This window comes from Luteimonas granuli (assembly GCF_007795095.1).
Taxonomy (GTDB): domain Bacteria; phylum Pseudomonadota; class Gammaproteobacteria; order Xanthomonadales; family Xanthomonadaceae; genus Luteimonas; species Luteimonas granuli.
This window is the reverse complement of sequence record NZ_CP042218.1, coordinates 478,602-493,462: the sequence shown is the minus strand read 5'-3', so window position 1 is coordinate 493,462 and position 14,861 is coordinate 478,602. Positions and strand designations below refer to the sequence as shown.

10 protein-coding genes, 2 tRNA genes and 2 pseudogenes are annotated in these 14,861 nt (G+C 71.6%); all 14 read left to right on the top strand.

Translation table 11 applies throughout. The annotated features are described in order from the left end of the window. Positions 1-38 precede the first annotated feature (38 nt). Positions 39-2,559 (top strand): annotated as a pseudogene (locus FPZ22_RS02230) (DNA internalization-related competence protein ComEC/Rec2); the annotation flags it as partial. Next, a complete protein-coding gene (locus FPZ22_RS13910; protein ID WP_246120867.1) occupies positions 2,453-3,124 on the top strand; it encodes a MotA/TolQ/ExbB proton channel family protein in 672 nt (223 codons plus the stop codon). The pseudogene FPZ22_RS02230 and the gene FPZ22_RS13910, both read left to right, overlap by 107 nt. A 7-nt stretch (positions 3,125-3,131) precedes the next feature. Beyond that, positions 3,132-3,578: an ExbD/TolR family protein gene (locus FPZ22_RS02225; protein WP_144889864.1), complete on the top strand. Its 447-nt coding sequence runs from the start codon at positions 3,132-3,134 to the stop codon at positions 3,576-3,578. After that, positions 3,575-5,340, top strand: a pseudogene (msbA, locus tag FPZ22_RS02220) (lipid A export permease/ATP-binding protein MsbA). The gene FPZ22_RS02225 and the pseudogene msbA overlap by 4 nt, the downstream one beginning before the upstream one ends. Beyond that, the gene (gene lpxK, locus FPZ22_RS02215) at positions 5,337-6,353 is read left to right on the top strand and encodes a tetraacyldisaccharide 4'-kinase (RefSeq protein WP_144889863.1); all 1,017 of its coding nucleotides are present in this window, start codon (positions 5,337-5,339) and stop codon (positions 6,351-6,353) included. Before msbA ends, lpxK begins: the two are co-directional and overlap by 4 nt. Positions 6,354-6,409: 56 nt before the next feature. Next, the gene (gene kdsB / locus FPZ22_RS02210; protein WP_144889861.1) at positions 6,410-7,189 is read left to right on the top strand and encodes a 3-deoxy-manno-octulosonate cytidylyltransferase; all 780 of its coding nucleotides are present in this window, start codon (positions 6,410-6,412) and stop codon (positions 7,187-7,189) included. A 37-nt stretch (positions 7,190-7,226) separates the two neighbouring features. Next, complete coding sequence (locus FPZ22_RS02205) at positions 7,227-8,657, top strand: redoxin family protein (RefSeq protein WP_144889859.1); 1,431 nt, start codon at positions 7,227-7,229, stop codon at positions 8,655-8,657. Continuing rightward, complete coding sequence (uvrC, locus tag FPZ22_RS02200) at positions 8,654-10,573, top strand: excinuclease ABC subunit UvrC (RefSeq protein WP_144889857.1); 1,920 nt, start codon at positions 8,654-8,656, stop codon at positions 10,571-10,573. The genes FPZ22_RS02205 and uvrC overlap by 4 nt, the downstream gene beginning before the upstream one ends. Continuing rightward, the gene (pgsA, locus tag FPZ22_RS02195) at positions 10,570-11,178 is read left to right on the top strand and encodes a CDP-diacylglycerol--glycerol-3-phosphate 3-phosphatidyltransferase (RefSeq protein WP_144889855.1); all 609 of its coding nucleotides are present in this window, start codon (positions 10,570-10,572) and stop codon (positions 11,176-11,178) included. Before uvrC ends, pgsA begins: the two co-directional genes overlap by 4 nt. Positions 11,179-11,214: 36 nt before the next feature. Then, positions 11,215-11,290: transfer RNA gene (locus tag FPZ22_RS02190), tRNA-Gly, on the top strand. A 47-nt stretch (positions 11,291-11,337) separates the two neighbouring features. Then, positions 11,338-11,411 (top strand) — tRNA-Cys (locus FPZ22_RS02185). Between the two features lie 164 nt (positions 11,412-11,575). Beyond that, entirely contained in the window at positions 11,576-12,859 is a 1,284-nt protein-coding gene (tviB, locus tag FPZ22_RS02180) for a Vi polysaccharide biosynthesis UDP-N-acetylglucosamine C-6 dehydrogenase TviB (protein ID WP_144889854.1), read from the top strand. Between the two features lie 5 nt (positions 12,860-12,864). Next, positions 12,865-13,446, top strand: a complete 582-nt coding sequence (locus FPZ22_RS02175; RefSeq protein WP_144889852.1) for a DUF488 domain-containing protein — start codon at positions 12,865-12,867, stop codon at positions 13,444-13,446. Between the two features lie 658 nt (positions 13,447-14,104). After that, entirely contained in the window at positions 14,105-14,638 is a 534-nt protein-coding gene (locus FPZ22_RS13515) for an outer membrane beta-barrel protein (protein ID WP_168198903.1), read from the top strand. Positions 14,639-14,861 lie beyond the last annotated feature (223 nt).

The window sequence follows — 14,861 nt, the reverse complement described above, 5'->3', positions numbered from 1 at the left end:
CGGCAGCGGCGGGCGGCTCGCCCCCGCAGGCTTGCCGCATGACCGGAGGGAGCGCGGCGCTTGGAGTCGGGACGGCCACGACGCTGGTCGCCGGGGCCTTGGCCTGTCTGCGTCTTCCGGCGCTGCCGCCGTCGGCACTGCTCGCGCTGCTGCTTGCCGCCGGCGCGGCGGGATGGTGGCGCATCCGTGGCCGCTGGCGCTGGGTGGGAGCAGCCCTGACGGGCTTCGCGCTGTGCGGGCTGCACGCCATGGCGTCGCTCGGGGGGCAACTGCCGGCGGCCCATGAGCGCGGCGACTTCACCGTCACGGGACGCGTGACCGGCCTGCCGGAGGACGAGGCGCGTCGCACGCGCTTCCAGTTCCGCGTCGACAGGGATCCGGCGCTGCCCGAGTTCCTGCGCGGCGCGCGGCTGCGCCTGTCCTGGTATGACAACGAGTGGTCGAAGGAGCCTTCGCGCCGTCACGAACTCCGTCCCGGCGCGCACTGGCAGCTGCAGGTGCGTCTGCGCGCGCCGCGAGGACTGCGCAACCCTGGTGGTTTCGACGCCGAGCGCCACGCCATGGCGGCACGCCTCGCGGCGACGGGTTACGTGCGCGAGCAGGCCGAGGCCCGGCAGCTGGCGGCGGCGCGCGGCATCGACGCCTGGCGGGACCGGATCGCTGCGCGCATCACCGCATCGGTCCCCGGCGAAGCCTCGCGGTATGTGCGCGCCCTCGCGCTCGGCGACACGCGGGGGCTGGCGGACCAGGACTGGGAGTTGCTCCGTGCCAACGGCCTCACCCATCTGATCGCGATCTCCGGCTTCCACGTCGGCATGGTCGCCGGCTTTCTCGCAATGCTCGGGGCCGGGCTGTGGCGGGCACTCCCGATGCTGTGCAGCTTCGTGCCGCGCCCGCAGGCCGCCGCGGCCGCGGCCTTCCTGGGCGCGCTCGGCTATGCCGCCGTCGCCGGCTTCGCCCTGCCGACGGTGCGTACCGTGCTGATGATCGCGGTGGCCGTGGCCGCCCGGCTGTCCCGCCGGCGGCTGCGGATCCCGGAATCGCTGGCGCTGGCCGCCATCGCCATCGTCCTGGTCGATCCGCTGGTGCTGCTTTCGGCCGGCTTCTGGCTCAGCTTCGCCGGTGTGGCCTGGCTGCTGTGGTGCCTGCCACGGGCCGGCCGGCGGCCGCTGCGCGATTTCCTGTCGTCGCAATGGGTGGCCACACTGGGCCTGTTGCCGCTGAGCGCCATCCTGTTCGGGCAGGCATCGCTGGCGGGGCCGGTGGCCAATCTGGTGGCGATCCCGTGGTGGAGCCTGGTCGTGGTACCCCTGTCGCTCGTAGGTACCGCGCTCGAAGGGCTGCACGCCGGCTGGGGAGGTGGCGCCTGGCGCCTGGCGGCCGCAGCCTTCGACCTCTCCTGGCCCCTGTTCGGCAAGCTGGGGAGCAGTCCGCTGGCGCTCTGGTGGTTGTCCGAGGCGCGCGGGTTCGCGCTGCCGCTCGCGCTGTTCGCCGCGTTCTGGCTCCTGCTGCCAGGCGGGATCCCGGGCAGGCCGCTGGCGCTGCTGCTCTGGCTTCCACTGCTCTGGCCCGACCGTCAGCTCCCGCGCCATGGTGAAGTCGAGCTGGTGGTCCTCGACGTGGGGCAGGGCACTTCCGTGCTCGTGCGCACGGCGGGGCACGCGCTGCTCTACGACATGGGCCCCGCCGTCCGCGACGGCTACGACGCCGGCGAGCGCGCGGTGGTGCCTGCCCTGCATGCGCTGGGTGTGCGCCGCGTCGATGCCATGGTGGCCAGCCACGGCGACGCCGACCACGCGGGCGGCCTGGCCGCGGTACTCAGGCGCTTCCCGGCACCTCGCCTGCTGGCACCGGAGGGCGCCGGCATCGACGGCGCCGCAGCCTGCCTGGCGGGCGAAGCGTGGCAACGCGACGGCGTGCGCTTCCGGTTCCTGCATCCGCCGCTGCATTTCCCCTATCTCCGCAACGAGGCCAGCTGCGTGCTGCGCATCGAAACCGCCCACGGGGCGGTCCTGCTGCCCGGCGACATCGGCGAAGCCGTCGAAGAGCGGCTGGTCGGGCGGATTCCCGAGGAGCTGCCGGCGGAGGTCGTTCTGGTTCCGCACCACGGGTCCCGGCACTCCTCCACGCCCGGCTTCATCGCCGCCGCGGCGCCGCGGCTGGCCATGGTGTCGGCCGGCCATGGCAGCCGCTTCGGCCACCCGGATCCGGCCGTCGTGGCGCGCTGGCGGGCGGCGGGGACGCGGGTGCTGGACACCGCCGGCGGGGGCGCGCTGCGCGTCCGCATGGGCGCCGCGGGGATCGTGGTCGAACAGGAGCGCGCACGCAGGCGGCGGTTCTGGGACGCGACGCGCGCGGCTACGCGATCGGCCGGGGTGGCAGCCTTCCTCGGGGCGGTATCCTATGGCCCCCTGGAATCCACGGCGGGCCTTGCCGGCCCCGGGAGCGATACGTGCTGGAACTGGTCAAGGCGGGCGGCTGGCCCATGCTGCCCCTGCTGCTGCTGTCGGCGGTGGCCCTGGCGATCATCGTCGAACGCTTCTGGACCCTGCGACGCGGCCAGGTGCTGCCCCCCGGCCTCGGCCGCGAAGTGCGCGACTGGGTCGGCCGGGGCGGGCAGCTCGACCCGGCCCACGTCGAATCCCTGCGCGGCAACTCCCCGCTGGGCGCACTGCTGGCCAGCGTGCTCGACATGCGCAACCACCCGCGCGACGAGATGCGCGAGCGGGTCGAGGACGTCGGCCGCCACCTCGCACACCGCATGGAGCGCTACCTCAATGCGCTCGGCACCATCGCCGGCGCCGGCCCGCTGCTGGGCCTGTTCGGCACCGTCGTCGGCATGATCCAGATGTTCCTGGGGATCATGGACGTCGGTGTGGGCGACGTGAACGAGCTCGCCGGCGGCATCGGCAAGGCCCTGGTCTGTGCCGCCGCGGGCATGGTGGTCGCGGTGCCGGCGCTGATGTTCCACCGCTTCTTTCGCGGCCGCATCGACGGCTACATCGTCGAGATGGAGCACGAGGCGATCGCGCTGATGGACGCCCTCGACCCGCGCAACCGTCGCGTCGCCGCGCCCGCCCCGGTGCATGCGGGCGGCGCCTTCCTCGCGCCGGCGGAGGCCTGAGACCCGCATGCGCATCCGCGACCGCCGCGCCGAGGACGTGCCCGAGATCAACCTCGTGCCGCTGATCGACGTGATCCTGGTGCTGATCATCTTCTTCGTGGTCACCACGACCTTCGACACGCGCTCGATGCTGAAGCTCGAGCTGCCACGCGCCGATGCCCGCCCGGGGGACGGCGAGCAACCCGCGCTGAGCGTGCTGGTCAACGCCGAGGGGCGCTACTTCATCGACGACCGCGAAGCCCTGCGCACCGACGTGGAGGCGATCAAGTCGACCATCCTCGAGGTCGCCGGCGATGATCGCGAGCGCCCGGTGCTGCTGCGCGCCGATGCCCGCACGCCGCACCAGGCGGTGGTCACGGCCATGGACGCGCTCGGCCAGCTGGGTTTCCGCCGCGTGTCGATCGCGACCGCGCCCGAGGCCGGCGCACCGCTCGTGCGGGACGGCGCGCAGTGACCAGCTCCGCCGACCGGGAGCCGGCACCCGGCGCGTGGACCACCTACCGCCGCCTGCTCGGCCACACGGTCAACTACCGCGGGCTGCTGGTCGTGGCGATGATCGGCATGGTGGTGGAAGCCGCCGCCGGTGCCGCCTTCGTCTGGCTGATGGAGCCGCTGACCAACGAGGGCTTCGTCGATCCGAAGCCGGAAATGGCGCTGGTGCTGCCGCTGGCCATCATCGGCCTGTTCCTGCTGCGCGGTGCCGCCACCTTCTGCACCGACTACGGCATCGCGCGGGTGGGGCGCAGCGTGGTGCGCGACCTGCGCGAGCTGGTGCTGGGGAAATACCTGCGCCTGCCGAGCAGCCGCTTCGACACCGAAGCCGTGCCGCAGATGGTCAGCCGCCTGAACTTCGACACCGAACAGGTCACGCAGGCCAGCGCCGATGCGCTGAAGATGATCGTCGCCGACGGCCTCACCATCGTCTTCCTGCTGGGCATGATGCTGTACACCAGCATCAAGGTGACGCTGGCGATGATCCTGATCGCGCCCCTGATCGGTGTGGTGGTCTGGTACGTGGGCGGACGCTACCGGCGCATCAGCCGCGGCATCCAGACCGGCATGGGCGAGCTCGCGCAGAGCGCCGAGCAATCGCTGGCGGCGCAGCAGGACGTCAAGGTGCACGGTGCGCAGGGCTTCGAGCAGAGCCGTTATTCCGCGCTGGCCAACCGCGTGCTGCGCCTGAACATGAAGGTCGAGGCGACGCGCGCGATGTCGTCCGCCCTGGTCCAGATCCTGGCCGCGCTGGCGCTGGCGGCGATCGTCTGGGTGGCGATCCACGAGTCGCTGGCCGGGCACCTGAATCCGGGCGAGTTCATCAAGCTGATGACCGCGATGATGGGCATCATTCCCTCGCTGCGCCGCATCACCAACGTGCAGAGCGTGCTCGGACGCGGCGTGGCCGCGGCGGAACGTCTGTTCGCGATCCTCGACGACGCGGAAGAGGACGACCGTGGCCGCCACAGGGTCGAACGCGTGCGCGGCGAACTGGTGTTCGACCGCGTCGGCCTGCGCTACGCCCGCGGCGAAGGCAGCGCGCTCGAGGACGTCAGCTTCCGCGCCACCCCCGGCACCGTCACCGCCATCGTCGGCCGCTCCGGCAGCGGAAAGACCAGCCTGGTGCGGCTGGTACCGCGCTTCTACGAGCCCAGCTCCGGGCGCATCACGCTCGACGGCGTGCCCCTGGCCGACTATCCGCTCGCCGACCTGCGCCGGCAGATCGCGCTCGTCGGGCAGCGCGTGGCGCTGTTCGATGACACGGTGGCCGCCAATATCGCCTACGGCATCGATGCGCCCCGCGAATCGATCCGCGCCGCCGCCGAGGCCGCCAACGCCTGGGAGTTCATCGAGCGCCTGCCGCAGGGCCTGGACACGCCGATCGGCGAGAACGGCGCGCTGCTGTCGGGGGGCAGCGCCAGCGCCTGGCGATCGCCCGCGCGATCCTGCGCGACGCCCCGGTCCTGATCCTGGACGAGGCCACCGCCGCGCTCGACACCGAGTCCGAGCGCCTGGTGCAGGACGCGCTGCAGCGGCTGATGCCCGACCGCACCACGCTGGTGGTGGCGCATCGGCTCTCGACCATCGAGCACGCCGACCAGGTGCTGGTGTTCGACCAGGGACGGATGGTGGAGCAGGGCACCCACGCCGGACTGCTGGCGCGCGGCGGTCTCTACGCGCACCTGCATGCCATGCAGTTCCGCGAGGGCGGCTCCTCGTGAGCCGACAGGCACCGGAATGGTGGTACGCGCCCGGTGCGCGGGTGCCGCTGTGGGCGCGCGCGGTGTCGCGCGCTTACGCGGGGGCGGTCGCGATGCGGGCATGGCTGTACCGCACGGGGCTGCTGGGGAAGCACCGGGTGCCGGTGCCGGTGGTGGTGGTCGGCAACCTGGTGGCCGGCGGCAGCGGCAAGACCCCGCTGACCATCGCCATCGTCGAGCGCCTGCGCGCCGAGGGCTGGACTCCGGGCGTCGCCAGCCGCGGCCATGGCCGCGCCGACGCCTCCAGGGCGCTGTGGGTCGAGCCAACCACCCCGGCCACGGAGGGCGGCGACGAACCGGTGCTGATCGCGCGCCAGTCCGAAGCCAGGGTGCGCGTCGACCGCAACCGCGTCGCCGCCGCGCGCGCGCTGGCCGCGGCGGGCTGCGACATCGTGGTCTGCGACGACGGTCTGCAGCACTACGCACTGGCCCGCGACATCGAGATCGAGGTCATCGACGGCCGTCGCCGCCACGGCAACGGCCTGCCCATACCGGCCGGTCCCCTGCGCGAACCGGCGGAGCGCGGCGCCGCCTGCGACTTCCGCGTGCTCAATGCCGGCAGCGATCCGGACATCGTGGCCGGCTTCGGCGAGTGGCCGATGTGGCTGGTGCCGGGCGACGCCGTGCCCCTGGTCGGCGGCCGCACGCTGCCGCTGTCGGCCTTCGCCGGCCGTCGTGTGCATGCCGTGGCCGGGATCGGCGACCCGGAACGCTTCTTCGCCATGCTGCGCGCGCTGGGCATCGCGGTCGTGCCGCACGCCTTCGCCGACCACCACGCCTACACGGCGGACGACCTGCGTTTCGGCAGCGACCTGCCGGTGCTGATGACGGCCAAGGATGCGGTCAAGTGCGCCGCTTTCGTCGACGAGCGGCACTACGCCGTGCCGGTGCGCGCCGAGCTCACCGAGGCCTTCTGGGTGGCGTTGCTGGCAAAGCTCCCCGGCCGCTCCGGCCAGTCCGCCGCCGCCCTGTAGCTGCTCCTGTTCCGGCGATTCGCGGGACACCGCAGGGACACTGGCACAATCCGCGCATGGACCAGCCCTTCGTCGTCGCGATCCCGGCCCGCTACGCGGCCACCCGCCTGCCCGGCAAGCCCCTGCGCCCGCTCGCGGGCGAACCCCTGGTGCTGCACGTGGCGCGGCGCGCCCTGGCGGCGGGAGCCGACGAGGTCTGGGTCGCCGCCGACGACGCCCGCATCGCCGATGCCCTTGCGGGCACCGGCGTGCGGATCGCCATGACCTCCCCCGCCCATGCCTCGGGCAGCGACCGGCTGGCCGAATGCGCCGCGATCGCCGGCTGGTCGGACGATACCGTCGTGGTCAACCTGCAGGGCGACGAGCCTTTCGCGCCGGCCGCGGGAATCCGCACCGTGGCGCGCACCCTGGTCGGGTCCGGTGCCGGGATGGCCACCCTGGCCACGCCGGTGGAGGACGCGGCCACGCTCGCCGATCCCAACGCCGTGAAGCTGGTGCGCGCCGCGAACGGCGACGCCCTCTATTTCAGCCGCGCGCCAGTACCCTGGCCGCGCGACGCCTGGGCCACGCCCGAAGACCGGTCCCGGCTGCCGCCGGGAGGCCATTGGTTGCGCCACATCGGCATCTACGCGTATCGCGTCGGCTTCCTGAAGCGGTTTGCGGCGTTGCCGCCCACCGTGCTCGAGCGCATCGAGTCACTGGAGCAGCTGCGGGCGCTGGAGCATGGCCATCGTATCGCCGTGGAGCTGTCCCCGGAGCCGTTCCCGCCAGGCGTGGACACGCCGGAGGACCTCGAGCGCGCCGAACGCCGGATCGCGACGGCCGGCGGTGCCTGACAGCGCGGGGGCGGCAGGGACACGGCATAATGGCCCCATGGATGCTGCAATGCTCGCCCCCGAGTTCCCGCCCGGCATCGACTGGCTGAACACCACCGAGCCGCTGCGCATGGCGCAGCTGCGGGGCCGCGTGACCGCCCTTGCCTTCGTCAATGCCGGATCGGCATGGTGCAATCAGACGCTGGTCGACCTGGGCCATCTGCGCAACCGGCATCCCGACCGTCTGAACGTGGTCGCGGTGAACGTGCCGCGCTTCGACCACGAACGCGATGCGCGACGCATCGGCAAGCGCTTCGCCCGCAACCGGCCGGACTTCCCGGTCGGCCATGACGCGGACTGGACGCTCTGGCAGCACCACGGCATCGAGGCCTGGCCCACCGTGGTGCTGATCGATGCCGCCGGCCGGATACGGGAGCGCTTCGTCGGCGACGGCCAGCTGCGCGGGATCGACGCCGCGGTCAGCCGCCTGCAGGCCGAGGTCGCGCCGCGCTCGCTCAACGCCGAGCGCGTCGAGATGCGGCGCGGAGGCGAGCCCATCCTGCCGCTGAGCTTCCCGATCGGGCTGGCCCTGTCGGGCAACTACCTCTACGTGGCCGACAGCGGCCACCACCGGGTGCTCGAATGCGACCTCAGCGGCCGCGTGCTGCGCCAGTTCGGCAGCGGCGGCGCGGGTTTCATCGACGGACCGATGGAACTGGCGGCGTTCAACCGTCCGCATGGCCTGGCCATCGAGCGCGACACGCTGTACGTCGCCGATACGGGCAACCACGCGGTGCGCCGCGTGAAGCTGCGCAGTGGCGACATCGACACCCTGGTCGGCGCCGGCCGCCCCGGTACGCCCGCGCAAGGGCCCGTGGACGATCCGCGCATCGTCGCCTTCGACCAGCCGTGCGCGGTCTCGCTCGCCGCGGGCGGCCTGTACATCGCCACAGCCGGCGACAACCGCGTCTGGCGCTTCGACCTGCTCGGGGCGCCGGCGCTGTCGCTGCTGGCCGGTTCGGGCAGCGTCGCGGTGATCGACGGCGTGCGGGAGGCCGCGGCCTTCGCCGAGCCTTCCTCGCTGGCCTCGATCCAACAGGTGGTCTACGTCTGCGATGCCGCCGGCTCCGCCATCCGTTCGGCCAACGCACGAACCGGTGCGGTCACGACCCTGGTCGGCGAGGACGCCTGGAGTCACGGCAACGCCGACGGTGCCCGTGCCGCCGCGCGGCTGCAGCATCCACAGGCCATCGCGCTCGACCCGGACTCGCCCGTGCTGTGGATCGCGGACAGCGGCAATGACAGCCTGCGTTCGCTGCGCCTGGGCGGCGGCGAACTCACCACCGTGGAGCTTCCCCAGCGCCTGCATGCGCCCGGCGGCATGGCGGTGGCGGACGGCGTGGTCTGGATCGCGGACACCGATGCCCACGCTGTGCTCCGCTACGACACCCGGGACGGCAGCCTGAAGCACGTTCCCATCGGCGAATGACCGCGCCCGGCGACCGCGCGGTCGACGGCGGCGCGCTCGGCGCGGATGGCGCCCCCGGCGGCGCGCAGGCCTTCGACGGCAAGGCCTTCGTCCGCGGACTCAGCACCGCCCCGGGCGTGTACCGCATGTATGACGCCAGCGACGGCGTGCTCTACGTGGGCAAGGCAGGCGCGCTCAGGAAGCGCGTGGCCAGCTACTTCAGCGCCAGCCCGAAGAGCGCCCGGATCCTGTCGATGCTGTCGCAGGTGGCGCGCATGGAGGTCACGGTCACCCGGACCGAGGCCGAGGCCCTGCTGCTGGAGAACCAGCTGATCAAGTCGCTGAAGCCGCGCTACAACGTGCTTCTGCGCGACGACAAGAGCTACCCGTACCTGCTGCTGACCCGCGAGGCCTGGCCGCGCATCGCGCTGCACCGGGGCCCGCAGTCCGTGCCGGGGCGCTACTACGGGCCGTACCCCAGCGTGGTGGCGGTGCGCGAGACCCTCAACATGCTGCACAAGCTGTTCAAGCTGCGCAGCTGCGAGGACAGCGTCTTCCGCAATCGCACCCGGCCCTGCCTGCAGCACCAGATCGGTCGCTGCAGCGCGCCCTGCGTGGGTCGGGTCGACGCCGACGACTACGCGGCCGCGGTCCGCCGCGTGCGCCTGTTCCTGGAGGGCCACAGCGACGAGCTGCTGGTGGAACTGGGCGACGCCATGGAGGCGGCGAGCGCGCGCCTGGCCTTCGAGGAGGCCGCGCGCCTGCGCGACGTGCTGGCCAGTCTGCGCGGCATGCAGGCCCGCCAGTACGTCGACGGCCGTGCCGCCGACCTCGACGTGCTCGCCATCGCCATGCAGGGCGCCAGCGCCTGCGTGCTGCTGCTGGCGTTCCGGGACGGCCGCAATTTCGGAACCCGCGCCTTCTTCCCGAAGACCAACGGCGCCGAAGATCCGGCCGAAGTGCTCGGTGCCTTCGTCGCCCAGTACTACACCGCGCATTCACCGCCGCGCGAGATCGTGCTCGACCGCACGATCGCGGATGTGCCGGTGCTGGAGGAGGCCTTCGCCCTCACCGCCGGCCATCGCGTCGCCATCAAGACCAGCGTCCGCGGGGAGCGCGCCGGCTACCTGGATCTCGCCCGGCGCAACGCGGAGAACTCGCTGGCCACGATGCTCGGAAGCCAGGCGGCCCAGGCCGCGCGCGCGGAATCCCTGCGCGAACTGCTGGGCCTGGCCGAACCGGCCAGGCGCATCGAGTGCTTCGACATCAGCCACACCATGGGCGAGGCCGCCGTCGCCTCCCAGGTGGTGTTCGACGCCGAAGGCCCGGTGCGCGGCCAGTACCGCCGCTACAACATCGCCGGCATCGAGCCCGGCGACGACTACGCTGCGATGCACCAGGCGCTGAGCCGCCGGTTCAGGCGCGCGGCCGGCAACGACGACGCCGTGTTGCCCGACGTGCTGCTGATCGACGGCGGGGCAGGGCAGGTGTCCCAGGCCAACGCGGTGCTGGCCGAGCTGGGCATCCCCGGTATCTCCGTGGTCGGCGTGGCCAAGGGCGAGGCGCGCAAGGCCGGCGACGAGACCCTGCTGCTGCCGGACGGTCGGGAACTGAAGCCCGGTGCGGCGTCGCCCGGCCTGCAGCTGGTGCAGCAGGTACGCGACGAAGCCCACCGCTTCGCCATCACCGGCCATCGCGGGCGGCGGCAGAAGGCGCGCAGCACCAGCAGGCTCGAGGACATCCCGGGCATCGGTCCGCGCCGACGCGCGGCCCTGCTCAAGCATTTCGGAGGGCTGGGTGGCCTGCGCGCGGCGGGGGTGGAAGAGATCGCGCGCGTCGAGGGTGTCAATGTCGCACTCGCCGAACGGATTTACGCCACACTCCACGGGCTGGACGCCCCCGCGCCCGGCGCCGTGCGACTCGCAAAGGACCCATGAAGCTCACTGTCCCCACCTGGCTGACCCTGCTGCGCATCGTGCTGATCCCGGTGATGGTGGCGACCTTCTACATGCCCTGGCAGTGGAGCAATTTCGCCACCGCCGCGGTGTTCGGCCTGGCCGCCGTCACCGACTGGCTCGACGGCTGGATCGCCCGGCGCTACCACCTGTACTCGGCCTTCGGTGCCTTCCTCGACCCGGTGGCCGACAAGCTGATGGTCGCCACCGCGCTGTTCCTGATCGTCCAGGGCCACCCGACGCCGTGGATGGCGTTCTGGGCGGCGGTGATCGTGGGCCGCGAGATCGCGGTCTCGGCGCTGCGCGAATGGATGGCCGAGCTCGGCCAGCGGGCCACGGTGAAAGTGGCCACCATCGGCAAGATCAAGACCGTGGTGCAGATGGTCGCGCTGCTGTGCCTGCTCTACGCCGTGACCCCGGACAAGAATCCGCCGCGGCCCCAGCCCTGGCTGGGCGAGCCGATCTTCCACATCGGCGACTGGCTGCTCGCCGCAGCGGCGCTGCTGACCCTCTGGTCCGCCTTCCTGTACCTGCGTGCGGCCTGGCCGGCGCTGAAGGAGGGTGAACGCCGGGAAGCGGGGAGTTGACACCCTGACGCTTAACCGTAAAATGGCGGGCTCAACGCGGGAATAGCTCAGTTGGTAGAGCACGACCTTGCCAAGGTCGGGGTCGCGAGTTCGAGTCTCGTTTCCCGCTCCAGTATTTGACAAGGCCCCGGAAACGGGGTCTTGTCGTATCAGCCCATCGGCCTGATGGCAGAGTGGTCATGCAGCGGACTGCAAATCCGCGTACGCCGGTTCGATTCCGACTCAGGCCTCCAGACGAAAGCCGCCCCCCGTGGGCGGCTTTTCCGTTTCCGGGCCCCCTGGTCGCGGGTACGCTGGTGACGACAACATCGCGAGGGCGGCCGGGGACGGCGACAATGGACGTTATGGATGAAGATTCCGCGCGCGCGGGGACGACCGTGACGCAAAAGGGGGTGCAATGAGTGAGTTTCCTTCGCCCGAGGCCACCCGGATCGCCGTGGTGGGGCTGGGGTACGTGGGCCTGCCGCTCGCGGTCGAGCTCGGCAAGCAGTACGACACGGTCGGCTTCGACATCGACGCCGCCCGGATCGGCGAGCTGAGGGCCGGCCGCGACAGCACCCTCGAGGTCGAGCCCGGGCTGTTGGCGCAGGCCACGCGCCTGGTTTTCACCAGCGACCTGGACGACATCGCCCCCTGCAACGTCTATATCGTGACCGTGCCCACGCCGATCGACGGCGCGCGGCGCCCCGACCTCGGCCCCCTGCGCGCGGCCAGCGAAGCGCTGGGCAGGGTGCTCGCGCCCGGGGACACCGTGGTCTACGAGAGCACCGTCTATCCCGGCTGCACCGAGGAGGTGTGCGTGCCGATCCTGGAGCGGACGAGCGGGCTGACGTTCAACCGGGACTTCTTCTGCGGCTACAGCCCGGAGCGCATCAACCCCGGCGACAAGAACCATCGCCTGACCGGCATCCTCAAGGTGACGTCGGGTTCGACGCCCGCGGCGGCGGCCTTCGTCGATGCGCTGTATGCCAGCATCATCGCCGCCGGCACGCACAGGACCAGCAGCATCCGGGTGGCCGAGGCCGCCAAGGTGATCGAGAACACGCAGCGCGATCTCAACATCGCCCTGGTCAACGACCTGGCGATCCTGTTCAACAAGCTGGGCATCGACACCCTGGAAGTGCTGGAGGCGGCGGGCACCAAGTGGAACTTCCTGCCATTCCGGCCGGGCCTGGTGGGCGGACACTGCATCGGCGTGGACCCCTACTACCTGACGCACAAGGCGCAGGAGGTGGGGCACCACCCGGACGTGATCCTGGCGGGGCGGCGGACGAACGACGGCATGGGGGCCTATGTCGCGCACGAGGTGATCCGGCTGATGGTGCGCAACGGCATCAACCCGGTGCGTGCGCGGATCCTGGTGCTGGGGCTGGCGTTCAAGGAGAACTGCCCGGACCTGCGCAACACCCGGGTGGTCGACATCGTTTCGGCGCTCCAGAGCTACAACGCACGGGTCGACGTCCACGATCCCTGGGTCGATGCCGCCGAGGCGAGGCGCGAGTACGGCCTGTCGCTGTGCAGACCGGGCGAAGGGGAGTACGACGCGATCGTGGTGGCGGTCGCGCACGAGGAGTTCCGCAGGCTCGGAGCCGCGGGCATCCGGGCGCACGGCAAGCCGGGCGCGGTGCTGTATGACGTGAAGTACGTGCTGCCGCGGGAGGCGGTGGACGGGAGACTCTAGAGCCCATGTCCGATCCACCCGCCAGGCCTCCACTGCCGGCCGGCGCCGACGTCGACACCGTGTGGACCGTCGGCCATTCCACCCGTTCGTGGGAAGAGTTCCTGTCCGTCCTGGCTTCGCAGCGGATCGGCGCGATCGCCGACGTGCGCCGGTTCCCGGCTTCGCGCCGCCATTCCTGGTTCGCCGGCGAGGCGATGGCGGAGGGCCTGCCCGCCGCCGGCCTCGAGTACCTGTGGCTCCCGCAGCTCGGCGGCCGCCGCCGCGTGCAACCGGGGTCGCCCAACGGCGCATGGCGCAACGCCGCCTTCCAGGGCTACGCCGACCACATGGCCAGCGCCGAATTTGCCGAAGGGCTGCATCTGGCGCTGGGGCTGGCCGCGCGCGCGCGGACGGCGCTGATGTGCGCGGAGGCGGTGTGGTGGCGCTGTCACCGGCGACTGGTCTCGGATGTGCTGCGGCAGCGTGGCATCGAGGTGTTGCACATCATCGATGCCACACACGTGCAGCCGCACCCGCTGCACCCGGACGCGCGGCCGAATGGTGATCTCGTGATCTATCCGCCCGCGCAGCCGGGACTCTTCCAGTGAGAGCAGAATTGGTTCTTCTCCCGATCGAGGCTCCGTTCGAGTCCGGGCAGGCCGCCACGGACGCTGCGTTCGAGTCCTGGCCGCCCGCCACGGACGCAGGGGGGGATGCCCAGCCGGATTCTCCGCGTCCTGCTCCCAGATCCGGCCGCCGGCCATCCATGGCCGGCTCTGGGCATCCCCCCTGCGTCCGCGGCGGGCACGACCTTTGGTCGCGGTCGGGACGAGGGCTACGCCGACGTTCGCGTCAAAACGGAGGGCGTCATGCCGGGAGCTGCCCGGCTCCGCCGCTTTTGATCTTCCCTCCCGAAGCCAAGAACGCCGGAGCCCGTCCCGCGCACAGGGGGTGTGCGGACAGCCGGCCATGGATGGCCGGCGGCCGGCCGATGGGAGCAGGACGCGGAGACGGCCGGGGAGCACACCCCCTGTGTGCGGGACGGGCTGCGCGGACCGCAACGAGGCGACTTCAAGGCGCAACGCTGCGCCAGATGTGCGACACGCGCGCCAACTGCACGCCATCGCCCCGGAGTCTGGAGAAGGATCAGAAAACTCCGCGGAATTCGTTCCATGGGTGGAACGACGAGTGCGATTTCATTCACTTTGTTTCCAGGCTGGCGGTCATAGATTGGAGGCACGTGAACCAGAAAAGGATCCCCACGGAATGAACAACAAGACCTCCCTCCTGACCGCCGCCACCCTCGCCCTCGCCCTGGGCGCGACCTCGCTGTCCGCGCAGGCCGCCGAGCCGGTGGGCTGGTATGCCGGCGCCGGCGTCGGCCAGTCGATGATCGACGAGCCCCTGATCGACGACGAGGACACCGCGTTCCAGGTGTTCGGTGGCTACCAGTTCCATCCGAACTTCGGCGTCGAGCTGGGCTACACGGACTTCGGCGAGGTCGACTTCGACACGGCGCCGGGTTCGCTCGAGGCGGACACGGTGTCGCTGGTCGCGGTCGGCACCCTGCCGTTCACCGAGCGCTTCTCCGGCTATGCCAAGGCGGGTTTCCACAGCTGGGACGCCGAGGCCCGCTCCGCCGGCCTGCGCGCCGACGACGACGGCACCGATCCGACCTATGGTCTGGGTCTGCAGTACCGTTTCACCGACAACGTGGCCCTGCGCGGCGAGTACAGCCGGTTCGAAATGGACGATGCCGACGTCGATGTGGCGCAGTTGCAGGTGCGCTTCGACTTCTGAGTCCGGCATCTCTCGGTAGTGGAAGGAGCCGCCGGCATCGCGCCGGCGGCTTTTTTCGGTTCATCTCCCGACTCCGGGGGGCGATGGCGTGCAATCGGCGCGTTCCCGCGTTCCCGCGTTCCTGGCGCGCCGTCGCGCGGTCGCACAAGACGCTCCTTGTGGAGCCCGCGCAGCCCGTCCCGGCCGGGCATCCCCCCTGCAGCCGCGGCGGGCGGCGCGCACT